This window comes from Kribbella monticola (assembly GCF_003261635.1).
Taxonomy (GTDB): domain Bacteria; phylum Actinomycetota; class Actinomycetes; order Propionibacteriales; family Kribbellaceae; genus Kribbella; species Kribbella monticola.
Genome location: NZ_QFXK01000039.1, coordinates 1 through 24,486, shown reverse-complemented (window position 1 = coordinate 24,486; position 24,486 = coordinate 1). Strand labels below are relative to the sequence as shown.

20 protein-coding genes are annotated in these 24,486 nt (G+C 68.2%); 16 read left to right on the top strand and 4 right to left on the bottom strand.

Features of this window, described 5'->3' with window-relative positions; all coding sequences use genetic code 11:
* Nucleotides 1-458 precede the first annotated feature (458 nt).
* A complete protein-coding gene (locus tag DIZ26_RS31485) occupies nucleotides 459-1,184 on the bottom strand; it encodes a Type 1 glutamine amidotransferase-like domain-containing protein (RefSeq protein WP_112248197.1) in 726 nt (241 codons plus the stop codon).
* Between the two features lie 302 nt (nucleotides 1,185-1,486).
* On the opposite strand from DIZ26_RS31485, the gene DIZ26_RS31480 reads away from it, so the two are divergent.
* Both DIZ26_RS31480 and DIZ26_RS31475 read left to right on the top strand, forming a co-directional pair.
* Nucleotides 1,487-3,331, top strand: coding sequence for a S8/S53 family peptidase (locus DIZ26_RS31480; RefSeq protein WP_112248195.1), 1,845 nt, complete (start codon nucleotides 1,487-1,489; stop codon nucleotides 3,329-3,331).
* Nucleotides 3,332-3,488: 157 nt separating this feature from the next.
* On the top strand, nucleotides 3,489-4,598 hold the full coding sequence (locus DIZ26_RS31475) for a hypothetical protein (protein WP_112248193.1): 1,110 nt from the start codon (nucleotides 3,489-3,491) through the stop codon (nucleotides 4,596-4,598).
* Here the strand turns inward: DIZ26_RS31475 and DIZ26_RS31470 are convergent.
* Nucleotides 4,588-5,274, bottom strand: a complete 687-nt coding sequence (locus DIZ26_RS31470; protein ID WP_112248191.1) for a hypothetical protein — start codon at nucleotides 5,272-5,274, stop codon at nucleotides 4,588-4,590. The genes DIZ26_RS31475 and DIZ26_RS31470 overlap by 11 nt on opposite strands.
* Nucleotides 5,275-5,568: 294 nt before the next feature.
* Here DIZ26_RS31470 and DIZ26_RS31465 point away from each other — a divergent pair, with 294 nt between their 5' ends.
* Complete coding sequence (locus DIZ26_RS31465; protein ID WP_112248189.1) at nucleotides 5,569-6,732, top strand: aminoglycoside phosphotransferase/kinase family protein; 1,164 nt, start codon at nucleotides 5,569-5,571, stop codon at nucleotides 6,730-6,732.
* Nucleotides 6,733-6,735: 3 nt separating this feature from the next.
* Here DIZ26_RS31465 and DIZ26_RS31460 read toward each other — a convergent pair whose 3' ends face one another.
* The gene (locus DIZ26_RS31460; protein WP_112248187.1) at nucleotides 6,736-7,692 is read right to left on the bottom strand and encodes a GlxA family transcriptional regulator; all 957 of its coding nucleotides are present in this window, start codon (nucleotides 7,690-7,692) and stop codon (nucleotides 6,736-6,738) included.
* Nucleotides 7,693-7,763: 71 nt separating this feature from the next.
* Here DIZ26_RS31460 and DIZ26_RS31455 point away from each other — a divergent pair, with 71 nt between their 5' ends.
* The 3 genes from DIZ26_RS31455 (at nucleotide 7,764) to DIZ26_RS31445 (ending at nucleotide 13,651) form a co-directional block, all read left to right on the top strand.
* Nucleotides 7,764-8,366: a DJ-1/PfpI family protein gene (locus DIZ26_RS31455; protein ID WP_112248185.1), complete on the top strand. Its 603-nt coding sequence runs from the start codon at nucleotides 7,764-7,766 to the stop codon at nucleotides 8,364-8,366.
* A gap of 87 nt (nucleotides 8,367-8,453) precedes the next feature.
* Nucleotides 8,454-9,416: an LLM class F420-dependent oxidoreductase gene (locus DIZ26_RS31450; RefSeq protein WP_112248704.1), complete on the top strand. Its 963-nt coding sequence runs from the start codon at nucleotides 8,454-8,456 to the stop codon at nucleotides 9,414-9,416.
* A gap of 542 nt (nucleotides 9,417-9,958) precedes the next feature.
* Complete coding sequence (locus DIZ26_RS31445; protein ID WP_112248183.1) at nucleotides 9,959-13,651, top strand: S8 family peptidase; 3,693 nt, start codon at nucleotides 9,959-9,961, stop codon at nucleotides 13,649-13,651.
* Between the two features lie 135 nt (nucleotides 13,652-13,786).
* Here DIZ26_RS31445 and DIZ26_RS31440 read toward each other — a convergent pair whose 3' ends face one another.
* Complete coding sequence (locus DIZ26_RS31440; protein WP_112248181.1) at nucleotides 13,787-15,169, bottom strand: lytic murein transglycosylase; 1,383 nt, start codon at nucleotides 15,167-15,169, stop codon at nucleotides 13,787-13,789.
* A 259-nt stretch (nucleotides 15,170-15,428) separates the two neighbouring features.
* Here DIZ26_RS31440 and hemL point away from each other — a divergent pair, with 259 nt between their 5' ends.
* The 10 genes from hemL to DIZ26_RS38455 form a co-directional block, all read left to right on the top strand.
* A complete protein-coding gene (gene hemL / locus DIZ26_RS31435) occupies nucleotides 15,429-16,751 on the top strand; it encodes a glutamate-1-semialdehyde 2,1-aminomutase (RefSeq protein ID WP_112248180.1) in 1,323 nt (440 codons plus the stop codon).
* Between the two features lie 14 nt (nucleotides 16,752-16,765).
* Nucleotides 16,766-17,416 (top strand): histidine phosphatase family protein, encoded by a 651-nt coding sequence (locus DIZ26_RS31430; protein ID WP_112248178.1) that lies wholly within the window; start codon nucleotides 16,766-16,768, stop codon nucleotides 17,414-17,416.
* Nucleotides 17,416-17,982, top strand: a complete 567-nt coding sequence (locus DIZ26_RS31425) for a TlpA family protein disulfide reductase (protein WP_112248176.1) — start codon at nucleotides 17,416-17,418, stop codon at nucleotides 17,980-17,982. The genes DIZ26_RS31430 and DIZ26_RS31425 overlap by 1 nt, the downstream gene beginning before the upstream one ends.
* 35 nt (nucleotides 17,983-18,017) lie before the next feature.
* Nucleotides 18,018-18,761 (top strand): cytochrome c biogenesis CcdA family protein, encoded by a 744-nt coding sequence (locus tag DIZ26_RS31420; RefSeq protein WP_112248174.1) that lies wholly within the window; start codon nucleotides 18,018-18,020, stop codon nucleotides 18,759-18,761.
* Nucleotide 18,762: 1 nt separating this feature from the next.
* Nucleotides 18,763-20,334 (top strand): cytochrome c biogenesis protein ResB, encoded by a 1,572-nt coding sequence (resB, locus tag DIZ26_RS31415; protein WP_112248172.1) that lies wholly within the window; start codon nucleotides 18,763-18,765, stop codon nucleotides 20,332-20,334.
* Complete coding sequence (gene ccsB / locus DIZ26_RS31410) at nucleotides 20,331-21,353, top strand: c-type cytochrome biogenesis protein CcsB (protein ID WP_112248170.1); 1,023 nt, start codon at nucleotides 20,331-20,333, stop codon at nucleotides 21,351-21,353. The genes resB and ccsB overlap by 4 nt, the downstream gene beginning before the upstream one ends.
* Nucleotide 21,354: 1 nt before the next feature.
* Nucleotides 21,355-21,606 (top strand): DUF4229 domain-containing protein, encoded by a 252-nt coding sequence (locus tag DIZ26_RS31405; RefSeq protein ID WP_112248168.1) that lies wholly within the window; start codon nucleotides 21,355-21,357, stop codon nucleotides 21,604-21,606.
* 196 nt (nucleotides 21,607-21,802) lie between these two features.
* Complete coding sequence (locus DIZ26_RS31400; RefSeq protein ID WP_112248166.1) at nucleotides 21,803-22,414, top strand: TetR/AcrR family transcriptional regulator; 612 nt, start codon at nucleotides 21,803-21,805, stop codon at nucleotides 22,412-22,414.
* A 62-nt stretch (nucleotides 22,415-22,476) separates the two neighbouring features.
* Nucleotides 22,477-24,030 carry an MFS transporter gene (locus DIZ26_RS31395; protein ID WP_112248164.1) on the top strand — a complete coding sequence of 518 codons (1,554 nt, stop codon included), beginning with the start codon at nucleotides 22,477-22,479 and terminating at the stop codon, nucleotides 24,028-24,030.
* Between the two features lie 144 nt (nucleotides 24,031-24,174).
* Nucleotides 24,175-24,486, top strand: a 312-nt coding sequence (locus tag DIZ26_RS38455) for a hypothetical protein (protein ID WP_232828735.1), incomplete at its 3' end; no start/stop codon positions are given.

Here is a 24,486-nt window from a genome sequence, read left to right as displayed (position 1 = left end):
GTCTGACTGGTCCGGCCGGGTCGTCCAGCCGTGCTCGATCGCCTGGCCGGCGAGGATGAGCGGGTTCGTCGGGGATGGATGGCAGTCCACCTGAGCATGGGCGACTCCTCAGTTGCAGCGCGAGCCTCACACCCGCGTCGCGCCCGACTCTCAGCCCTCCCCGCCCCCCGGTCAAGACCCCACCGGTTCCGGAACTAGAGCGCTCTCACACCGCAAGATCCCGCCAGTCTCGCTGTCTGCAAGCGCGGCAGCTGTACGGACGGACAGGACGTAGTCACGCTTACGAGGGCAGCTCACGCTCAAGCGCGAGTGCTGGGTCGCAGCTCGACGCAGTACCTCCTGTCCGTCCGTACGCCCGAGGAGGGGCGAAGCGGGGTCGGCGTACGGCGGTTAGGGGGTGAAGGGGGTTAGGCGGTGAAGGGGGTTAGGCGGTGAAGTGGGTTAGGCGGTGAAGGGGGTTAGGCGGTGAAGACTGTGATGGTGGTGGAGGAGGGGCCGGTCCGGCGGATGTGGGTGGCGGCGCCGGGGCCGTGGACGGTGGGGGTGGCGGCGCCGGGGCCGTGGAGGGTGGGGGTGGTGTTGGAGGAGAGGGCTAGGACGGTGTTTTCGTCGATGGCCCAGCCTTCGCGGCCGGTTGCCAGGACTGCGTGGGTGAGGCGGTAGAGGGTGCCCCATTGGGCGGCGTGGATGTCGACGATGAAGGGGACGAGGGCTAGGCCCGGGAGGATCGTCAGGTGGTCGAGGTCTTCGGCGAGGTCGGGGTCGCAGACGTCGAGGGTTTGGTCGTTGTACGTCGTTTGCCAGCCGCCCACGAGGGCCTGCTCTGCTGCGATGGCGGCGCCTGCTGAGAAACCGCAGTACGGCAGGTCGTTGGCGCGGGCCACGTCGAGCCAGTCGGTGCCGGCGTCGACGAGGACGTCGCGGTATTCCGGGGTCAGGCCGCCGGCGACGTAGACGCCGGCCGCGTCGGTCAGGTCGGCGGGACGAGGCGGTCGCGTTGACGAGACCGGTACGACGGTGACCTCCGTTGCGCCCGCGTCTTTCAGCGTCGTTTCCCACCGGGCGATGTCGAGATCGTCGTCGTCGAGTGCGAAGACGACGATCGGCCCGCCGCCGCACGCCCGGACGAACGGTTCGTGGGCGGCTCGGGCGGCGCGCCCGCCACCGATCAGAAAGATCTCCATGAGGCCGGACGATAGCCGGTCCACACGCGGCGAGAGCGCCGACCGCTGGCCGGTCCGAGCGCGGCGACGCGGCCCCCGACAGGCCCGGCCGAGTGGGCCAGTGTGCGAGAGGCGGCGGATGGAGGGTGGTGGGTGTTGTGCAGGGATTCCCGTGTTGTTGGGGGTGGGGGTGGACAGGGCGGTTGCTGTGGGTGAGTGTTGGGCTCGGGTGGGGCGTGGGGTGGGGGTCGCTCACGGTTGCCGTTTCACCCGTCGGCCGATGCCCGTCGGCGTTGGTCCTCCGGAACGCACTGGGAGGAACTGTGAGGAAGCTTTCGTACGCGCTGGGCAGTGTGCTGCTCATCGTCCCGGCGGTGGTTGCCGCCGCTGTCCAACCCGCGTCGGCTGCCCCGAGCGCCGATGCCGCGAAGCACAGCCCGTCCAAGGTCCCCTCGCTGTTGCGTGACAGCGCCAAGATGGCGGCTGCGGCGGCGAAGGCCAGGTCGGCCACGCCGCTGGCCCGGTCGCTCGGTGTCGACAGCGGTGGGCGGATCGGAGTACAGCTGTACTCCGCTGCGCCGGTGACCGCAGAGCAAGAGGCATCCCTGACGTCGCTCGGCGTCTCGGTGCTGAAGAACTCAGCTGACTTCAAGCAGGTGGCCGGCGCGGACTTGCCGAGCACTGGCCTGCTTTCCACCTCGGTGCCGTACGACAAGCTGGACGCGGTCGCCGGCCTCGGCTGGGTGACGGCGATGCGTCCGTCGCTGCGGCCGGCCGTCGACGTCGGGCCGGTCACCACCGAAGGTCTGCAACTGCACAAGGCCGATCTCGCCCAGGCGCGCGGATTGACCGGGCGCGGGCAGAAGATCGGCGCGATCTCCGGCGACGTCGACCACCTGGCCGAGTCGGTGGCCCAGGGCGAACTGCCGGCCGATGTCCAGGTCCTGCGGCAGGGCGACTACGACGATGACGAAGGCACCGCGATGCTGGAGATCATCCACGACCTCGCACCGCAGGCGAAGCTCGCCTTCGCCAGCACCAGGGACACCACGGCCGACTACGTCGAGGCGTTCCACGTACTGGCCAACGCCGGCGTGACGATGATCGCGGAAGACATCGCGCTGGACGACGACCCGGCCTTCCAGCAGGGCATCGGCGCCGCCACCGCGGAGGGACTCGCCCAGCACGGCATCTTCGTCAGTTCGTCGGCCGGCAACCTCGGCGGTCGGCACGCCCCGCGAGTCACCGCGGTCGGAACCGGCAGCGGGCCGGACGGCGCGGTCGGACCGTTCACGGGCTGCCCGAACGCGCCCGACAACGTGGTGAAGCTGCGCGGCGACGACACGACGTACAACCTCAATCTGCTGCCAGGGGCGACGGTCATGCCGACGCTGCAGTGGAGTGAGCCGCGGGCGGTGTTCCCGACCGCGGGTCAGGGCGGGTTCACCGACCTCAACCTGTACCTGATGGATGCCAGCGGCACCCAATGCCTGGCTTCGAGCACCAACGTCCAGGCGGACGGCGTCGGCGACACCATCGAGCAGTTCATCTACGAGAACACGACCGGGGTGGCGCAGCCCGCCAAGCTGGTCGTCGATGTCCAGGGCACCTCGTCGGCGAAGAAGCCGCCGGTGCTCGACCTGCGCTGGCGCGCGCTGTCGGCCGGCGTACAGACGCTGGACCCGCCGGAGCGCGCCGGTTCGATGAACCCGGACTCCAACTACCTCGGCTTCGCGACCAGCGCCGGTGCGGTCAACGCCAGTACTTCGGTGGATCCGGCAACGACCCCGCTCGAGGCGTACTCCGCGGCCGGTCCGACCCAGATCGTCACCACCACCCGCTGCCCGGGCGGTAAGCCAGGCCCGTGCAAGGGTGTCTCCGGAACGTTGCCGATCAGCTTCCCCGCGCCGTACTGGGTGGCCTCGGACGGCGTCTCGGTCAGCGGCGTCGGACCGTTCGGCTCGGGTACGTGCCCGACCGCGGTGCAAGGACAATGCCGCTTCTTCGGTACTTCGGCGTCGGCGCCCAGCGCGGTCGGTATCGCGGCCCTGACTCGCCAGGAGTTCGGCGGCCGGATCGCTCCGATCCTGCTGAACGGCATCTTGGCAGCCAGAGCCGTTCACCGCGACGGAGCCGCCTTCGGAGCCGGCGTGCTGAGCGCCAACTGACCCCGTCGAACTACTCCGGCCGGGGTTTTGGGCCCCCGGCCGGGGTAGTTCTTCGGATCGCAACCACGAACAGGTGTGACGGCAGACGCCGCAACAGCGTCAAGAGGTTGAGATGTCTCTGTGGTTCGCACAGGACGCCTGACCTGGAGGATCCGCTGTGCAGCAGCTGAAGGGCCGTACCCGAACATCCGCCGTCGCGGCACTCGCCGCGGTCACGATCGTGACCGGCTCCGCCTTCGCCGCGGCGCAACCGCTCGAGCCGCTGAACTGGACGCCGACACCGACAAGGCCCGGGCCGTCCATCATCAACGACATCGATGCGACACCGGCCGGCACGTGGGCGGTGGGCAGCGATCTCGTCGACGACTTCGTGGTTCAGCGCCCGTTCATCCTGCACTGGGTCAACGGTCACTGGAAGAAGACCCCGCAGCCGATGCAGACCAACTCGACGTTGCAGCGCATCGCGGTCGCCGGTGCCAACGACGTCTGGGCGGTCGGCGAGGATCGCGCAGATCCTGAAGTGCCGAAGCCGTTGGTGATGCACTGGAACGGCACCGCGTGGAAGGTCGTCCCCGCACCCGCGGTGCCGACCGGGTCGTTCGACGAGGTCAAGATCGGTCCGGACGGCACTCCTTGGGTGACCGGATGGGCCAGGATCGGCACGGAGGAGCCGGCCGTCGTCTACCGGTACGTCGCAGGCAAGTGGCAGGCGCTGAACACCGGGCTCGAAGGCGCCGTCAACGGCAACACCCTGACGGTCATCTCCGCCAAGGACGCCTGGATCGGGATGAACCCCGGTCTCGCGCACTTCGACGGCAAGAGCTGGAAGCTGGTCGATGCCCTCCCGCAGGACGGTTCCAAGATTCCCACCGCGCTCGCGGCGGCCGGCCCGAAGAACATCTGGCTGGTCGGCGTGGAGCACAAGGGCGGACCCGAGGGTGAGACGCCGCTGGCCATGCACTACGACGGGGTGTCGTGGACGAGTGTGCCTGCCCCGACTGGATCTGCGCAGCTGTACGACGTGGTGCTCTGGAAGGGCCGTCCGGTCGCCGTCGGTGAGAGCTTCACGAGCTCGGGAAACATCATCACCTCGCACCCGTACGTCCTCCACTATCAGGGCGGCAGGTTCGTCAAGGCGAAGAGCCCGGTCACCGGCAGCGGCACTGTCACCACGGTGTCCGCAGCCAAAGGACGGCTCTGGGTCGGCGGCCTCATCGCTGCCACTCCGACCAGCCAGTACGCCGCCTTCGCCGCCTTCACGAAGTAGGCAGGCCGGGGCGACGCGTCGAGTCGCTGAAAGGTGTGTAGGTAAGGACTTCTGGGCGCATGTAAGGGCGCTCGGGATGTGCGGCGTAGTGGAAGCGGACGAGTTCGGCGGCGGGAATGGTCTCGGCGCCGATGGGGTGTTCGCGATGCCTCGTGATCCAGTCGATCAGCGCGTCCGGCTTGGCGATGCCGGTGGTGAAGTGGATCAGGTTGACGTACCAGATGTCGCGGCGGCCGTAGGGAAGTTCGAGCCAGGCGTCGTCGCCGAGCTCCTCCGCCAGCCGATCGAGGAAGAGGTCGGCCTGGTCGTCGGCCGCGACCGCCGCGGCCATCACTGTCCCGGCGGTCAGGGTGAGCCCGACGACCTCGATCCGGGTAGGTCCGCACCCGGCGGCTGCGCGTTCCATCGCGGCTCGGTAGCGGTGGATCGCTGGTTCGGCGGGGTCGACAATCGCCCGGTACCACTCGAGCGCGCGGACAGTGAGGTGGGCGGACCCTGGTTGGCCGGTGTGCCAATGGCCAGGGCCCGCGAGATCCGCGGCTTCGCGAGTTAGTGCGTCGAGGTTCTGGCTGAGTACGCCGCCCGCGACCGGCCGCAGTACGACGCTGACCGGCCACCGACCGCCTTCCTCGGGCACGGTGTCGCGGCGATGGCGCCCGGTCGCGATCAGCGGCACCGCGTCGGCGTACAGCTCGTCGAACTTGCTCGGTCGAAGGTGTGTCGGCTTGATGATCGTTCCTCCTCGATGGCACCACTCGACCGGGTACGACGCGGACGACAGCTGACTGGTTCGGGCAGGAGCCGTTGTTGACCGGGCAGTCCGGCCACGGGTAGCGTCGTCGGCAACGTGGCAGGGGCCGCGTCGAGACTCGCCGGAAGGCTGGAAGCCACCCCCGTTTGGTCAATGGTCGAAGTGGAGTCCACACGCTCCCTTGTGGCCCGTGCGAGTCCGGGCGCGAGAGGACGCGCTGTGAGATTTCTGCCTGACAAGCCCAGTCTGGGTTTCCTTCGCCAGGAGGCCAAGGACCTGCTGGCCGCGCTTCGCGAATCGAGTCCTGATGCTTCGCTTGCCGATGCCCAATTGGCGTTGGCCGAGGAGTACGGGATGCGCGACTGGCACGCACTCAAGTCCGAGGCCGAGCGGCGAGCCGCCGAGTTGCCTGTCGTACCCGAAGGACTTGCGGAAGCGCTGGCCGAGGCCTTCGGTCTCGGTCGGATCAGCAAGCCGGCTGTGCCCGTCGCCTTCACTCCGATGGGTCGGTGCTGGTCGCTCAGTACAGATCGCGGCCGCTGGCTGGCCGTCACTGTCTATCCCTGGATCGTCGAGGCGCAGGCCGAACTGGGTGCACAGCTTCGCGATGCTGCTGTTGCTGTCGGCATCAGTGCGCCGACTCCAGTTCGCAGTCCCGAAGGCCGGCTGATCGAATCCGTGCAGGGCCAGAACTGGCGCGTGCACGAGTGGATCCAGGTCGGGCCCTCGCCGGTGGCTCCGACGTCACTGACAGTTGCCCGAGGCATCGGTTCGACGTACGGAACCCTGCATTCCTTGAAGATTCCGAGTACGGCGCCCGTCAACCCCTACCTCACGCAACGCGGGTCCGATGCTGACTGGGAGGGGCTGGTCGAGCGAGCCATCGGTGCAGGGAAGCCGTGGGCCGAGCAGCTGACCAGGGTCCTGCCGACGCTGTACGAGCTTCGGGCGATCGATGCCGAGATCGACCGCGACGCGCTCATCCTCTGCAACTGCAACCTGATCCCCGAGCACGTCCGCACCGGGCACAACGGCGAACTGGTCGTCACCGAGTGGGACTTCGCCGGCTCGCTGACTCCCGAACTCGAACTCGGCTCGGCACTCACCCACTGGGCGTTGCGCCCGACGATCAACCAGAAGACGGTCGTGGCTTTCCGCGACGGGTACGCCGACGCAGCCGGTCAGTGGCCGCAACTGAGCCTCGCGTCCTTCTCCATCGCGGTGACCGGCTACCTCAACTGGACCTACAACACCATCTGCGAAGCCATCACCCCCGCCGACCCCGACCACGCCACTTTCGCCGACCGCGAGACCGTGGACCTGCTCACCAAACCGATGACGCGCCCTGCCCTGGAGAAGCTCCTGACCACCCTCGACGCGTAGTGCTCAAACCGACCCGCCTACCGCCGCGAAAGTGCGCCGGTAGGCGGTCGGCGTCGTGGCGAGCATCTTGGTGAAGTGCTGGCGCAGCAGAACGGGACTGCCGAAGCCACTGGCCGTCGCGATCTGGTCGACCGTGAGCTGAGTGGTCTCCAACAGTTCCTGGGCCCGGTGAACGCGAAGGCGGATCAGCCACTGCAACGGAGTACTGCCTGTCTGGGCACGGAATTGACGGCTGAGGGTCCGCGTACTCATTGCGGCCTGCCCGGCGATCGAGGCGAGGGTGAGCGGTTCCGTCAGCTGCTTCTGCATCCAGCGCATCACAGGTTCCAACGAGCCCTCGCCGCCGACCGAAGGTGCGATCAGGTACTGCGCTTGGCCGCCGTCGCGATGCGGTGCCATCACCAGCCGGCGAGCCACGTCGGTCGCGACCGCGGACCCGTGATCCTTTCGCACCAGATGAAGGCAAAGATCCAGCCCGGCGGTCACTCCGGCGGAGGTGAGTACGTCCCCATCGTCGAGGTACAAGACTTCGGTCCGCACGTCGACGGCTGGGAAACGCCTGGCCAGCTCGGCGGCATGAGCCCAGTGGGTGGCGGCCGGTCTACCGTCCAGCAGTCCGGCCTCCGCGAGCACGAACGCACCCGTGCAGATGGAGGCGATCCGCGCGCCGCGCCGATGAGCCTCGCGGACGGTCGCGAGCACTTCCGTGGAGACGGTGTGCGCAGCCGGCACGATCACGGTGTCTGCATCCAGCGCATCCTCGAACCGGTACGGCGCCTGCGCCCGGAAGATCTCGAGCCGATGCGCCCGCACCGCCGTACCGGTCTCGCTGCCGCACACGCGTACGTCGTACAGGGGATCTCCGCTGACCGGGTCGTACGCCGCCGCGAACACCTGGCAGGCGCCGGCCAACTCCAGACCGACCGCTCCGTCGGGAGCGAGTACCGCAACGATTCGCATGGCTCGAATCTAACGAACAGCGTCTTTCGAGCCACTCCTCGGGCGGCTGATGCGCGGGCAGGCTGACCCTCATGCGAATCGACGTACTGGTTTTCGACGGTTTTGCCGAAGTGGACGCGCTGGCGACGTACGCCGTGTTCGCGAACGCCCGGCGTCGCGGGCTGCCGGTCGAGCCTGCATTGGTGACAGCCGACGGAGCGACCGAGGTCACGGGTTGCTACGGCACGAAGTACGCGGATCTCGTGCCCTGGGATCCGTCGTCGGCGCGGGTGCTCGCGGTGTCCGGCGGATGGATCCGGGAGGAGATCGAAAGAGGCGTGATTCCGCGACAGCTCGCCGAGGCGAAAGCGATCGGCGGCGAGGGTTTGATCCTCGCCGGGATCGACTCCGGCTCCCTCCTCCTCGGCGCGGCCGGCCTGCTCAACGGCCGCCCGGCGACCACGCATCGGATGGACTACGAATGGCTGGCCGAGTGGGCCGAGGTCGTCGACGCCCGCATCGTCGACGACGGGGACGTGATCACCTGCGGCAGCGGCTGGCTGGCCGGCATAGACCTCGCCTACTGGCTCCTGGAACGAGAACTTGGCGCCACCCAGGAGGTAGTAGCGATCGAGCAATGGACCGGCCGAAACCGCCAAGGCACGGTCTGGCGGCGCGTGCCTGAGTTCGGGTGATTAAGAAGAAATGGTTGGAGAATTGAGAAGGGATTCAGTAGGTGGAGTGCTGGACCGGTTCAGGGGTGGGCCGGTTGGATGGGTGGCATGACAACACGATTCGGCATGTTCGTGCCGCAGGGCTGGAAGATGGATCTGGCGGGGTTCAGTGACCCGGTCGAGCAGTGGGAGGCGATGACGGCGGTCGCCAAGAAGGCGGACGAGGGGTCGTGGGACTCGATCTGGCTGTTCGACCACTTTCACACCGTTCCGGACCCGAGTACGGAGAGCACCTTCGAGTGCTGGACCACGACGGCAGCGCTCGCGCGCGACACCAAGCGGGTCAACATCGGCCAGATGGTCGGCTGCAACGGGTACCGCAACCCCGCGCTGTACGCCAAGATCGCTTCCACCGTCGACGTCGCGAGCCACGGCCGCCTGTACGCCGGGATCGGCGCGGGCTGGTACGAGCACGAGTGGAAGGCCTACGGCTACGAGTGGCCCGAGCTCAAGGACCGGATGGGTGCGTTCCGCGAGGCCACCGAGATCATCTACAAGATGTGGACCGAGGACGAGCCGGTCTTCAACGGCAAGTACTACTCGATCGACAAGCCGATCAACGAGCCGAAGGGTGTCCGCAAGCCGCACCCGAGTCTGTGGATCGGCGGTGGCGGGCCGAACGTCACGCTGAAGCTGGTCGCGAAGTACGGCGACGCGGCGAACATCGGCGGTGGCAATCCTGAGGTGATCAAGGAGAAGGCGGCCATCCTCAAGGGGCACTGCGAGACGGTCGGGCGCGACTACGACGAGATCATCAAGTCGACCGGGATCAACGCGTTCCCGATCGACAAGGGTGACGACCCCAAGCGGGCGACGGAGAAGGCGCTCGGGCCGATGGACTGGGAGCGGTTCTCCAAGGACAACCTGATCGCGACGGAGGACGAGATCGCCGGCAAGGTCGAGGCCGCCCTCGAAGCCGGCGCCGACTACATCATCTTCTACGTCCCCGGTGTCGCCTACGACCTGGACCTGGTGACCCGCATGGAACAGGTCGCCAAGCGCTTCGCCTGAGGGAAGGCGAAGTGAGGGGCGTGACCCGCAGGGAACAGGTCGCCAAGCGCTTCGCCTGAGGGAAGGCGAAGTGGGGGGCGTGACCCGCATGGAGCAGGTCGCCAAGCGCTTCGCCTGAGGGAAGGCGAAGTGGGGGGGCGTGACCCGCATGGAGCAGGTCGCCAAGCGCTTCGCCTGAGGGAAGGCGAAGTGGGGGGGCGTGACCCGCAGGGAGCAGGTCGCCAAGCGCTTCGCCTGAGGGAAGGCGAAGTGGGGGGGCGTGACCCGCATGGAGCAGGTCGCCAAGCGGTTCGCCTGAGGGAAGGCGGAGTGGGGGTGTGACCCGCAGGGAGCAGATCGCCAAGCGCTTCGCCTGAAACAGCTGAAAAAAGCCGGTCCGTCGACCCAACCGAAAGGTGGGCGGCGGGCCGGCCTTTTCGTGGTCCTGACTGGTATCGGTCATGGCGGATGTAGGCCAGGTCAATCGATGGACCGTGGCCGGGGGCAACTGTCAGGGTCGGAACGATGGCCTCGCGCCCGACGGGGCCTCGGGAGGTTCCCCTGTGAGGTCGTCACGTTTCGCCGTCGCCCTGTCCTGGGCAGTGACGGTCGGCGCCCTGCTGGCGTCGACCACCGTCCCAGCCCAAGCGGCGACTCCACCAGGCACCACGCCACCCAGTAACAGCATCACCCGCTCGACACCGGGCGCGAGTACGCACCGGATCACCCTCGTCACCGGCGACGTCGCCGAGCTCACGACCACCGCAGACGGACAGCGCTCTGCAAGGCTGGTCGATGGCGGCAACTACTACCTCAGCGACGTCAAGAACGAGCTGACCCTCGTGCCGGCCGCTGCCTACCCCCTCCTGGTCAGTGGCCGCCTCGACAGCCGCCTGTTCAACCTGACCGAACTGGTAGCTCAGGGCTACGACGACGCCAGCACCGACACCCTGCCGATGCTGCTCGCCGCGCCCGCCACCGCACGCAGTACGGCGAAAGCCCCCATCGCACCGCCGGCCGCGACGACCCGCCGTACGCTCACCAGCCTCGGAACCACCGCGGTCACCGTCGCCAAAACCAAGGCCAAGGACTTCTGGAGCAGCATCCAGAGCACCAGCCTGCGTAGCAGCGCGGTCGGCAAGATCTGGCTCGACGGCCGGACCCACGCGACCCTCGACCGGTCGACGAAACAGATCGGTGCCCCGACGGCCTGGCGCGCCGGGTATGACGGCAAGGGGGTCAAGGTCGCCGTCCTCGACACCGGCTACGACGCGAACCACCCCGACCTGGCCAAGCAGGTCGTCGAATCGCAGAGCTTCATCCCCGACGAGACCGTTCAGGACGCGCACGGCCACGGCACGCACACCGCGTCGATCGTGGCCGGACTCGGTACGGCGTCGGCCGGCAAGCGCAAGGGCGTCGCTCCGGGCGCCAGTCTCCTGATCGGCAAGGTGCTCGACAACAGCGGCGGCGGCCTCGACTCCGAAGCCATCGCCGGGATGGAATGGGCCGTCCAGCAAGGCGCCAAGGTGATCAGCATGAGCCTCGGCGGGATGCCCTCCGACGGCACCGACCCGATGTCCGAGGCGGTCGACCGCCTCTCCGCATCCAGTGACGCCCTCTTCGTCGTTGCTGCAGGCAACTCCGGTGCCGAGGAGACGGTCGGTACGCCGGGCGCTGCCGCGGCCGCCTTGACGGTCGGAGCAGTGGACCGCGATGACAAGCTCGCACCGTTCTCCAGCCGCGGCCCCCGACTCGGCGACGGAGCCCTGAAACCCGAAGTCACCGCGCCGGGAGTCGAGATCGCCGCAGCCCGCGCCGCCGGAACCGCCGAGGGCCACGAACTGGGCGAGTACTACACAGCAATGAGCGGTACTTCGATGGCGACGCCCCACGTCGCCGGCGCGGCCGCGATTCTCGCGCAACGCCACCCGAAGTGGACCGGCGAGCAATTGAAGGCGGCGCTGGCCACAACCGCAGTACCGAGCCCGGGCGCAACCCCTGTGCAGCAAGGGCTGGGGCGCATCGACATCCCGAAGGCACTCGACCCGGCGATCCTGCCGGACACGGCGAACCTGTTCTTCGGCAACCTCGCCTGGACCGGCACCGCGCCGCCACCAGCAGCAAGCCAGAAAGTGGCCTATAGCAACAATTCGGCAAAGCCGGTGAGCATCGAGCTGAGCGTCGACGCGACCTCCCCAGCAGGTGTCCACGCCGCCATCAAGGTCACTCCGTCGAGTCTGACGATCAAGCCCGGCGGCACGGCGTCGGCCACAGTGACCCTCGATCAGAAGAAGACGAGCCCGGCCAAGTACTCCGGTGTTCTCCTCGCCAGAGCAGGCAGTACGGCGTACCGGACGGGACTCGGATTCGCGGCGGGTGGCCGGCTGAACAGGGTGACGGTGAAGGCGCTCGACCGCTCCGGCCGGCCCGCGGCACCCACGCCGTACGGGGCCAGCGGCGTGCAGTTGTGGAACCTGGATACCGGTGGTGTGGACGCGATCGTGTTCGACGAGAACGGGAGTCGCACGCTCGAGGTGCCGACCGGGCGATACAGCGTGATGGCGTTCGTGATGGGCGGCGACGAGGTCGGTTGGACCAACTCGGTCACGCTGCTCGGCGACCCGGAGGCATTCGTCGGTAGCGATCGCACCTTCAGTTTCGATGCGCGCAAGGCGAACAAGGTGACGGTGCGGACTCCGCAGCGGGCGGATGCGCACAGCGTCGGGATCGCCTGGCACCGCAAGGTCGCCGGCCGGGATGCCGTCCAGGGCTGGGGATTCGGAAAGGAAGTTGCCAACGGCATCTATGTGCAGAACTTCGGCAAGCCGAAGAACGGCTCGTTCCAGGTCGTCCAGCGCTGGGATCTGGCCCAGCCCAAGTTGACCGTCGACGTCACCGGTGCGGGCGGCTTCCGGTTGCCGACCCCGGACGAAGGCTCGGACCGGACCGTCTACGTGGGCAACGAAAATCTGCCGCTGGTCAACGCCGGCGACGGAAGCCCAGCCGAGCTGCAGGGCGCCGACGGCAAGGTGGCGCTGATTCGCTGGCGCGACTGGGATCTCACCCGAGAGCAGGTGCAGGCGGCGAAGGACGCCGGCGCCAAGGCTGTGTTCATGTACAACGACCAGCCCGGATTCTGGAGCGACGGTGCCGACGTCGGTCTTCCGCTCTATCTGCTTCGTCAGCCCGAGGGGCAGAAGCTGCTCGACCTGCTGAAGCAGAGACCGGTCACCCTGCGGTTGAACGGATTGCTCGACAGCACCTACCGGTACGACCTTGCGATCGGGCCGTCGGTGGTTCGTGGGCCGCTGGTCTACGACTTCGCCCGGATGCGACCGGCCGCGGTGACGACCGATTTCCAGCGCAACGATGCCTGGTTCCTGCACACCGATCAGCGGGTGGCTCACCTGCCCGGACTGGCGACAGGGATGACCGCGACCCGGGCGGTGACCGGGCCGGTGAGGCGCACGGATTACCTGGCGAGCGACGTACCGGGAGTCACCTGGGACGAGAAGACGTCGGCAGGTGAGTGGAACGAGAGCGGGTTCGAGTACAGCCTGCCGAGAAGCTATCGGCCGAACGAAGCGGTGACGCGCACCTGGTGGTCACCGATCGCGCGACCGGCGATTCCGGCGGCGACCGGGAGCGAGACCGAAGGGCTGCCGGTCGCCAGGTTCGAGAACGCGCTGCGGGTGGCGATTCCGCAGTACGTCAACGGCGATCGGACCGTGTACGGCTGGGGAGACCGGGGTGACGAGACGCTGCTCAAGCTCAGCAGCAACGGGAAGGAGCTGGGCAGCAAGGACTGGTCGGTGGCGCAGTTCCCGGTCCCGGCGAAGGCCGCGTGGTACGACCTGAGTCTGGACGTCAAGCGCTCTCCGGACAGCTGGGCGAAGGCCTCGACCGCCACTCACACGGACTGGCACTTCCTCTCGCTGCCCACGAAAACCAGGGCCGTGTTGCCGCTCGTCCAGGTGGACATCCAACGGCAGGGGGACCGGCTGATCCTCAAGCCCGGCTATCAACCGGGCGCCCGCGGCCCGGGCTGGTTCAGGACCACGGCCGAGATCTCGTACGACGGTAAGACCTGGCAGCGACTCGGCATCGGCAACAGGCTCCCGGCCGCGGCGACCGCCCTCGGCAACAGGGGCCCGGCCGCCACGACCGCCGTCAGCCTTCGGGTGACGGCTGTCGATCTCCTCGGCGACTCGGTGCGCCAGACCATTGAGAACGCATGGCCGGCCGGAAAGTGAGAGAAGTTCAAGTAAGCGCTTGACCACGAAAAGGGCGACGCCACGAAGCCGGGGGGAGGTGCTCCGTGGCGTCGCCACTGGCGCGCCGAGGGAGGGGTGGGGGCAGGCGCGCCGGTCGGTGGTGGTCAGTGCTGGTCAGTGCCCGAGGATGCCTCCACCGAGCAGGCCGAGCAGACCCAGCAGGGACAGGATGTTGCGGATCGCCTGGTCGACCGCGGCGGTGCCACCGGTCTGATAGGCGGTCACGCACTTCTGCAACTGCTCCTGGGTCGGGTGCGTGATGGTGACCTTCGACAGCTCCGACTGGCAGTACGTCGTGGCGTGGGTGAGCTGGGTCAGCGTGCTGCCGACCGTGCCCACGATCAGCCCGGCCGCGGTCTGCAGGGTGGCGACGCCCGGCTTGGTCGGGGTCGTCGTCGGAGGTGGCGTGGTCTTCGGCGGTGTCGTCGGCTTGGTCGTCGGCTTCGTCGTGGTGGTGGTGCCGGGCTTGCTCGGCGAGGTCGTCGTCGTACTGCCGGGCTTCCTGGTCGGGCTCGTCGTCGGCCGGTCGCCACCGTCCTGCGTAGTGGTCGTCGAGGTCGGCTTGACGCCACCCGGGTAGACCGGCAGGTCGATCGCCTGGGGCAGGTTGTTGTCCGCCGGGGCGTCGATGGTCGGGTCGCCGATCTGGTCGCCGGCCGTGTCCACGCCCTGGCCGTCCGTCTCGGTGCCGTTGCCGACCGCGATCCAGCTGCCGCCGGCGTACGCCTTGGCGATGCTGACCACCAGGTCGACGTACGACTGGGAGTGGTTGTAGCGCAGGACGGCCTTGTTCAGGTCGCTCGGATCGGACAGGTTCGTGTCACCGGAGCACAGGTAGACCGCGGTCGACATGGCCGCGTCGTCGATGTCCTGGGGGTTCTTGACGCCGTCCCCGTCCCCGTCGACGCCGACCGCCTGCCAGGTGCCGGGGATGAACTGCATCGGCCCGACCGCCCGGTCGAAGGCCGCGTCGCCGTCGAGCTTGCCGGCATCGGTGTCGCTGATCCGCGCCGTACTCGAGCCGTCCAGCCTGGGTCCGTAGATGCCCGGCACGGCGACGCCGTTGGTGGTCAGCGCGTTGCCGCCGAAGCGGCCGTGGTTCGACTCGACCCGGCCGATCGCGGCCACCAGGGTCCACGGGAGCTTGCAGGACGGATCGACCTGCGTCATCACCTGCTGGGCCCGCGAGTACGCCTTCAGGGCCGCCGTCGGGATGCCGTTGCGGGACAGCCCGCCGATCACCTGGGTCGGCTGCTCACCCGGGTCGACGCCGTTGCCCACCTTCCCCGGGACGGGGATGTTGGCCGGGTCGGCGATGGCCTGGTTCGGCACCACCACCGGGCTGTTCTTGCCAAGCCCCTGGCCCAGTGCCGCCGTCGCGACCGCCGGATCGTCCGTGGCGCTGACGGTGAACGCGCACGCGAACAACGCCAGCGGCACCAGCGGCGCCATCTGGCGCCACCCACTGCTCATGGCGCGACGCTTGCCCTTCGCCATCGATGATCCCCTCCGTGACTCATCGACCTGCCCCGCCCCCACGCTGCGGACACGTCTTGTCTTCGGTCCCGGCCGCCGTCCCTCACTTCGTCTAACGTCCGTCCCGTGCATGGGGTTACGAGCGGACGCTGACAGTGCTCGGGCGGTCACCCGGGTACCCATACTGGCGCGTAACAACGCACAAGTGAAGCCCTAGATCACTACTGACAGCGAATCGAGTCCGTCCCCGCCCACCTGGCGCACTGGTCTGTCGGGGAGAATGGCGGCCGTGTCGAATCAGACCGAACTTTCCGCCAGCCTGTTCGAGCGAGCCTCCGCCGTCACTCCGGGGGGAGTGAATTCCCCGGTGCGGGCCTTCCGGGCCGTCGGCGGCGTGCCGCGTTTCATGGCGTCCGGTGACGGATGTCACATCACCGATGTGGACGGCAACACCTACCTGGACCTGGTCTGCTCCTGGGGCCCGATGCTGCTGGGCCACGCCCATCCCGAGGTGACGGCCGCGGTCCAGGCCGCGGTCAGCCGCGGTACGTCGTACGGGACGCCGACCCAGGCCGAGGTCGAACTCGGTGAGGAGATCGTCGCCCGTACGCCGGTGGACAAGGTGCGCCTGGTGTCCTCGGGTACCGAGGCGACCATGTCCGCGCTGCGCCTCGCGAGGGGAGCGACCGGCCGGGACAAGATCGTGAAGTTCGCCGGTTGCTACCACGGGCACGTCGACGCGCTGCTGGCCCAGGCGGGCTCCGGCGTGATCACCCTCGGCATCCCCGGTACGCCGGGAGTCACCGAGGCCACCACGGCCGACACGATCGTGCTGCCGTACAACGACCAGGCCGCCGTGAGCGCCGCCTTCGCGCAGTACGGCGACCAGATCGCGGCCGTCATCACCGAGGCCTCACCGGGCAACATGGGTGTCGTCCCGCCGCTCGACAACTTCAACGCCTTCCTCGCCAAGACGTGCAAGGACAACGGCGCGCTGTTCATCTCCGACGAGGTGATGACCGGCTTCCGGATCACCAGGTCCGGTTGGTACGGCGTGGACGGCGTCGTGCCGGACCTGATGACGTTCGGCAAGGTGATGGGCGGTGGTTTCCCGGCCGCCGCGTTCGGCGGGCGTGCCGACATCATGAGCCACCTCGCGCCGGAGGGCTCGGTCTACCAGGCGGGCACCCTGTCCGGGAACCCGATCGCCACCACGGCCGGCCTGACCACGCTGCGGCTGGCGACCGACGACGTCTACGCCAAGCTCGACGAGACCTCCCGGACGATCCAGCGGCTGGTCGCGACCGCCCTGGACAAGGAGGGTGTGCCGCACGTCATCCAGGCCGCCGGGAACCTCTTCAGTGTCTTCTTCGTGGACTCGGAGGAGGCAAGCGGTCCGATCCGCGACTTCGCCGGGGCCGGGGCCCAGGTGCTGCCAAGGTTCGCCGCTTTCTTCCATGCCATGCTGGAGGCCGGCGTCTACCTGCCGCCGAGTGCTTTCGAGGCGTGGTTCGTGAGTGCGGCGATCGACGACGACGCGTTGGCCGCGCTCGAGACCGCACTCGCCCCGGCCGCCCGCGCGGCCGCCGCGGTACAGAACTGAAAGGGAACGGCTCAGTGACCGAAACGACGGTCGTGCACCTGATGCGTCACGGCGAGGTGCACAACCCGACCGGCGTGCTCTACGGCCGGATCCCCGACTTCCATCTCTCCGAGCTCGGCCGCAAGATGGCCGAGCGAGTGGCCGAGCACGTGGCCGGCCGCGACATCGTGCACCTGGTCAGCTCCCCGCTGGAGCGGGCGCAGGAGACGATGGAGCCGATCGCGAAGGTGTTCGGGCTGACGCCGGAGATCGACGAGCGGGTGATCGAGGCGGCGAACCAGTTCGAGGGCAAGAAGTTCGGTGTCGGCGACGGCGCGCTGCGGCAGCCGAGTGCGTGGTGGCTGCTGCGGAACCCGTGGAAACCGTCGTGGGGCGAGCCGTATGCCCAGCTGGTCCGCCGGATGCGGGATGCGATCGAGACCGCCCGGGAGAAGGCCGCCGGTCACGAGGCGCTGATCGTGTCGCACCAACTGCCGATCTGGATCGTCCGGTCCGCGATCGAGAACCGCCGGATGCTGCACGACCCGCGCAAGCGGCAGTGCAGCCTGGCCAGCCTGACCTCGTTCACCTTCCACGGCGACACGATCGTCTCCGTCGGCTACGCAGAACCGGCGAAAGACTTGTTGCCGGTGAAGAACCCGAAGAAGTTCTCGGGTGGTGCGTGATGCGTCGTACGACGTTGGTCGTCGCTGTGATGCTGCTGGCGGTGACGGGGTGCAGTTCCGGCCAGGACGCCAGCCAGAACCGGAGCGGTCAGACCGGCTTCGTCAGCGGGTCGGGCCGGGTGTCCACGTTCGCGCCGGACAAGCGGGAGAAGGCCCCGGACTTCAAGGGCACGACGCTGGACGGCAAGGAGTGGGACTTCGCCGACCAGGCCGGAAAGGTCGTCGTACTGAACGTGTGGGGTTCGTGGTGCCCGCCGTGCCGCAAGGAGGCGCCGGACCTGAGCGCTGCGTCCAGGGAGCTCGGTCCGTCGGTGCAGTTCATCGGGCTGAACACCAGGGACCTCGACAAGGCGCCGCCGCTGAAGTTCGTGCAGGAGTTCGGCGTCCCGTTCCCGAGCATCTATGACCCGAACGGCAAGCAGTTGCTGCGGTTCCGCGGCCAGAAGATCTCGGCCAGTTCGATTCCGTCGACGCTGGTGATCGACAAGCAGGGACGGGTCGCTGCCCGGGTGCTCGGCGCGGTCACCAAGGACACGCTCATCGGCATGGTGAAGGACGCTGAGTGACGCCGCGATGACCGAGAACGCAGCAGGGATCAGCCATGGGTGAGTGGTTCGCCCAGTCGATGACGGGCTCGATGCTGGTCGCGTTGCCGATCGCCGTACTGGCCGGCGCGATCTCGTTCTTCTCGCCGTGCGTCGTTCCGCTGCTGCCCGGCTATCTCTCCTATGTCACCGGGCTTTCCGCCGCCGAGCTCGACACCGCCAAGCGCGGCCGAATGCTCGCGGGGACCGGGTTGTTCGTGCTCGGCTTCTCGGCCGTCTTCATCCTGACCGGCGTCCTGTTCGGTGCCGTCGGCAACGCTCTGATCGACCACCAGACCGTGATCACGCGGGTGCTGGGCGCTGGGACCGTACTACTAGGCCTGATCTTCCTTGGTGGCTTCGGTTTTCTGCAGAAGGACCTGCGAGTGCATCGGGTGCCGGCGGTCGGGATCGCGGCCGCGCCGTTGCTCGGCGTGCTGTTCGGGTTCGGCTGGACGCCTTGTATCGGGCCGACGCTCGGGACCGTGATGGGGCTGGCGACGACCGAGGGCAGTACCGCGCGCGGGGCTACCCTGGCGTTCGTTTTCAGCCTCGGCCTGGGGCTTCCGTTCATCATTGCGGCGCTGGCGTTCCGGCGGATGCTCGGCGCCGTCGCCTGGGTACGCAAGCACCAGTTGCTGGTGATCCGAATCGGCGGCGTCCTGATGATCGCCGTCGGACTACTGCTGCTGACAGGGGTTTGGGATTCGATGACCGCCGACCTGAGGCAATGGGTCGCCCAGTTCGGAACGGCGGTCTGACATGACCGAGATCAAGGACCGCGTCGTCGCGCCGTCGGAGGAGCCACCCAGTGAACCGCCCGCGCTCGGCCTGATCGGCTGGCTGCGCTGGACGTGGCGGCAGCTCACCTCGATGAAGACGGCCCTGGTGCTGCTCTTCCTGCTCGCGCTCGGCGCCGTGCCCGGATCGCTGATCCCGCAGACCGCGATCGATCCGGTCAAGGTCGCCGACTTCTTCGAGGCGCATCCCAAGCTCGGTCCGTTCTACGACAAGCTCGGCCTGTTCGCGGTCTACAAGTCGGCCTGGTTCTCGGCGATCTACCTGCTGCTGTTCATCTCGCTGATCGGCTGCGTGGTGCCGCGGCTGCAGGTCTACCTGAAGGCGTTGCGGGCCCGGCCGCCGAAGCCGCCGCGCAACCTCAACCGCCTGCAGGGCTACCAGAGCTTCGAGGTCGAGGGCGGCACCGACGTACTGGCTGCTGCCGCCACCGAACTGCGCCGCCGCCGGTTCCGGGTCGAGTCGTACGACGGTGCGCTCGGCGCCGAGCGTGGCTACCTGCGCGAGGCGGGCAACCTGCTCTTCCACTTCTCCTTGATCCTGGCGCTGATCGGGGTCGCCTGGGGCGCGTTGTTCGGTTACCGCGGCACGGTTCTGGTTGTCGTAGGCAACGGATTCTCCAACACCGTGGCGCAGTACGACGACTTCACGCCGGGCCGGGTGTTCACGCCCGACGACCTGCCGCCGTTCACCCTGCACGTGAAGGACTTCGAGGCCAAGTTCCAGACCGACGGACCGCAGCGCGGGGCCGCCCGTGAGTTCAACGCGAACATCACCTACTCCGAGACGCCGGACTCGCCGGACAAGGCGTACGACCTGCGGGTGAACCATCCGCTCAAGGTCGACGGCACCAGCGTCCATCTGCTCGGCCACGGCTATGCGCCGCGGGTGACGGTGAAGGACGGCAAGGGACAGGTCGCCTTCTCCGGACCGTCACCGTTCCTGCCGCAGGACAGCAACTTCTCGTCCTTCGGCGTGGTCAAGGCGCCCGACGCGCGACCGGTCCAGCTCGGCTTCGAGGGCTTCTTCCTGCCAACCGCGGTGATCGACCAGCGCGGCCCTACTTCGGTCTTCCCCGACGACCTCAATCCGGCGCTGGTGATGACCGCGTACTACGGTCGCCCGGCCACCGAGGACGGCAAGCCGGAATCCGTCTACCAGCTGGACAAGTCGAAGCTGACCCAGTTCGGCGACGGCAAGGGCGACAAGCTCCGCTTCCAGCTCGCGCCCGGGCAGAGCATCACGCTGCCGAACGGCGCCGGCTCCCTCACCTTCGACGGTTACAGCCGCTGGGTGAAGCTGCAGATCAGCCACACGCCGGGTCTGGACCTGGCGCTGGGCGGGATCTTGCTGGCCATCCTCGGCCTGATGGGTTCGCTGTTCATCCACCCCCGGCGTACCTGGGTGCGGGTACGGACGAAGGACGGGCGTACCGTGGTCGAGGTCGCCGGGCTGGACCGGGGGCCCGAACGCGGCCTCGGTGACGAGATCCAAGCCATCGCAGAAGTCTTGAAGAAGAAGCAGGAGCAGCCATGAGCCAGGAGACCTTCGCGCACGTCTCGAACCTGGTGATCCCGACTGCCACGGTGATCTACGTCCTCGCGATGGCGGCCCACGCGATGGAATGGGCGACCGGCCGGGCAGCCAAGACTCCTGCCGTCCAGGCCGAGCAGCCCGCCGAGGTGCTGGTCGGTGCGGCTGCTTCCACGGCCGGTGCCGCGGGAGCCGGAGCATCTGGCTCCCGCGGCGCGGCGGCCGACGGAGTACCGGCTGGTGCCGGGGATGCTGCCGAGAAGGCTGCGGCTGCGAGCCGCGTCGGTCTACTGCTCACCTGGCTCGCTTTCCTGTTGCACCTGGCCGGTGTGCTCACCCGTGGTCTCGCGGCGGGGCGTGTGCCGTGGGGCAACATGTACGAGTTCTCCATCACGTCGTCGCTGGCGGTCGCGGTGGTCTACCTCGCCTTCGTGCACCGCTACAAGCTGCAGTGGCTGGGACTCGGTGTCACGCTGGTGATCGCCGCCGTGCTCGGCCTGGCGACGCTGCTCCTCTACACGCCGGCCGGCCCGCTCGTGCCCGCGCTGCACTCGTACTGGCTGGTCATCCACGTCTCCGCCGCGGCTATCTCCGGTGGGGCGTTCACCGTCGGCGCACTGATCTCGATCCTCTACCTGGTGAAGTCCCGCGCCGAGCGCCGGGTACTTGCCGGGGGCATCATGTCTCCCTCCCTCAAGCGGCTGCCGAGCGCCGAGGCGATGGACGGTACGGCGTACAAGGTGCTCGCTTTTGCCTTCCCGCTGTGGACCTTCGGTGTCCTGGTGGCCGGGCCGATCTGGGCGGAGTACGCGTGGGGCCGATACTGGGGCTGGGACCCCAAGGAGGTCTGGGCGCTGGTCACCTGGGTCGTGTACGCGGCGTACCTGCACGCGCGGGCGACCGCCGGCTGGCGTGGACGTCCGGCGGCTACGATCGCGATCGTCGGCTGGCTCGTGTTCCTGTTCGACTTCGTCGGGGTGAACCTGCTGGTCTCCGGGCTGCACTCGTACGCCGGAGTCTGAGATGAAGGAATTCGCGATCTACACCGGGCTGCGGCTCGTCCTGTTCGCCGCGTCCTTCGGGGTCCTGTGGGTAGCGCTGCACAACTGGCTCGGCGTCTTCCCGCTGCTCCTGCTCGCCCTGATCGTGTCCTCGATCCTGTCGATCTTCGTCCTCCGGGCGGCCCGCGATCGTCTGGCGGCCAATATCGAACGCCGTGCGGGCCGGATTGCTTCCCGCATCGAAGCGGCCCGATCCGCTGAGGACGAGGACTGATTTCAACCGCCCCGCTCAGCCGGGCCGCATTTCGTGGTACCAGTGCTCTACTGGTACGCAGAGTGACTTAGACCACCCTGCCTTTTCCCAGAAAATCGTTTGTGCATTCCTTCACATCAGTCCTATCGTGGTTGATGAAACGAAACCGTTTCGTTCTATCGGTGTCCGATCAATCACACAGGGTGATCAACGAGCTATGCCAGACACAGCCGAAACCGGTACGCGTCAGCGGCCCAGGGTCGAAGGCGGGCGCGAGGAGGAGATCCTCGACGCGACCGTCGAGGTGGTCGCCGAACTCGGCTACGACCGGTTGACCATGGACGCGGTGGCCACGGCCGCCAAGGCCAGCAAGGCCACGCTGTACCGGCGCTGGTCGACCAAGGCCGAGCTCGTCGTCGATGCGATCAGCCGGGCGAAGGGCTGCCCGGTGCCGGAGGACGTCGACACGGGCACTCTGCGCGGCGACCTGATCTCACTGTCCTGTGAAGAGGGCGGGTTCACCTCGGAGATGCCGATGTCGGTGATGGCCGGTCTGCTGACCGCCCTGCACCGTGACGTCGACCTGCAGAAGGCCTTCAAGGAGCGCTTCCTGGCGCCCCGGGTGGCCGTCGTCAACAAGATCTACGAACGCGCCGTACGCCGGGGCGAGATCGCCGCCGACGTCGACGTCGATCTGCTCTCCCAGACCCTGCCCGCGATCATCATCCACCACGCCTTCGTACTCGGCATCGAGCCGACCGAGGACCTGATCCTGCGGGTCATCGACCACGTGATCCTGCCTGCGGCGCGGGGGTCGCAGGCGAGCTGACCGGTGTGGGGCCGGACTCAGCGACCAACAAGCCAGTAACACCCAAGAGGGGAACTTCCAGAATGTCTGAAGACGTCATCAAGGCTGATCCGCCCGAGGACCGGCCGGTCGACTCGGTGGCCGAGCCGGCCGCGCACGGGCACCGCAATCTCGGCATTGCGCTCGCGCTGATCTGCATGGCGCAGCTGATGGTGGTGCTCGACGGCACCATCGTCAACATCGCCCTTCCGCACATCCAGCTCGACCTGGGCTTCAGCAACGCCTCGCTGCCGTGGGTGGTCAACGCCTACGCGCTGGCGTTCGGCGGTCTGCTGCTGCTCGGCGGCCGGATCGGGGACATCCTCGGCCGCCGCAAGGTGTTCATGTTCGGCGTCGTGCTGTTCGGCGTCGCTTCCTTCCTGGGTGGTATCGCCCAGAACGAGACCCTGCTGCTCGCCAGCCGGATCCTGCAGGGCCTGGGTGCCGCGGCAGCCTCGCCGAACGCGCTGGCCCTGATCACCACGACCTTCCCGGCCGGCAAGGAGCGCAACCGCGCGATGGCCGTGTACGCCGCGATGTCGGGTGCCGGTGCCGCCGTCGGCCTGATCCTCGGTGGTCTGCTGACCGAGGCCTCGTGGCGCTGGACCTTCTTCATCAACACCCCGATCGGCCTGGTCGTGGCCTTCATGGCGATCCGCTACCTCGGTGAGTCGGCCCGTCAGCACGGCAAGTTCGACATGCCGGGCGCCATCACCGGAACCGTCGGTCTGACCGCGCTGGTCTACGGCCTGACGCACGCCGGCCAGGACGGCTGGGGCAACTCGGTCACGCTGGCCTTCATCATCGGCGGTGTGGCGCTGGTCGGCATCTTCCTCGCCATCGAGGCCCGGTCCCGGCACGCGCTGATGCCGTTCCGGATCCTGGCCAACCGGACCCGTGGGGTCAGCTTCTTCGTGATGCTGGTCGTCGGTGCGGCGATGTTCTCGATGTTCTACTTCCTGGGCATCTTCGTGCAGACGATCATGGGCTACAGCGCGCTGAAGACCGGCTTCTCGTTCCTGCCGTTCAGCTTCGGCATCGTGGTCGCGGCGCAGGTCGCCTCCGTCCTGGTGGCCCGGATCGACCCGCGCTGGATCGCCGGCGCCGGTTCGGCCATCGCCGCCGGTGGGCTGTTCGGCTTCAACCAGCTCCAGGTGGACTCCACCTATCTGACCGGCCTGCTGCCGTACATCCTGCTGCTGTCCTTCGGCATGGGCCTGATCTTCGTGCCGCTCACGCTGACCGCCGTCAGTGGTGTGGCGGCCACCGACTCGGGCGTCGGCTCCGCAGTACTGAACACCGTGCAGCAGATCGGTGGTGCGGTTGGTCTGGCGCTGCTGGGCACGGTCTCCACCAACGCGATCAAGGACAAGTTCGCCGAGCTGGCGCCGGGGGTGGCGCAGGCCTCCCAGGCGTCACCTGACCAGGCCAAGCAGCTCCAGGCACAGGCGACAGCGGTGGCAACCACGCACGGCTTCACCACAGCGTTCCTGGTGTCCGCGTTCATGTTCGTCGGCGCGGCACTGATCACGCTGGTCGGCCTCTCGGTCAAGCACAAGGACCTCGCCAACGACGGCAACCCGGTCCACGTCGGCTGACCCGTCGCGAAGAGCAGGGCCGCATCCCGGGGGCGGGGTGCGGCCCTTTCCTTTGTACTACGACCCGCTTCGCACCCTCCTACGTCGGGCGCTTCGCGCCCGCCCCGGGTCGCCGCTCCTTCGTCGCGGCTCGGTGAAGGCGAGGTGGTCGCCGGGGGTGCTGCGTGGGGTGATCGGGTACTACGGCCGCTTCGCGCCCTCCTGCGTCGGCGCTCGACCCACCCACCCCGGGTCGCCGCTCCTTCGTCGCGGCTCGGTGAAGGCGAGGTGGTCGCCGGGGGCGCTTCGCGGGGTGACCGGGTACTACGGCCCGCTTCGCGCCTCCTACGTCGGACGCTCGACCCGCCCGCCCCGGCGTCGCCGCTCCTACGTCCCGGCTCGGCGAAGGCGACGTGGTCCGCCGGGGAGTTCGCGGGGGCAACCGGGTACTCCCGCCCGCCACCCGCCACCCGCCAC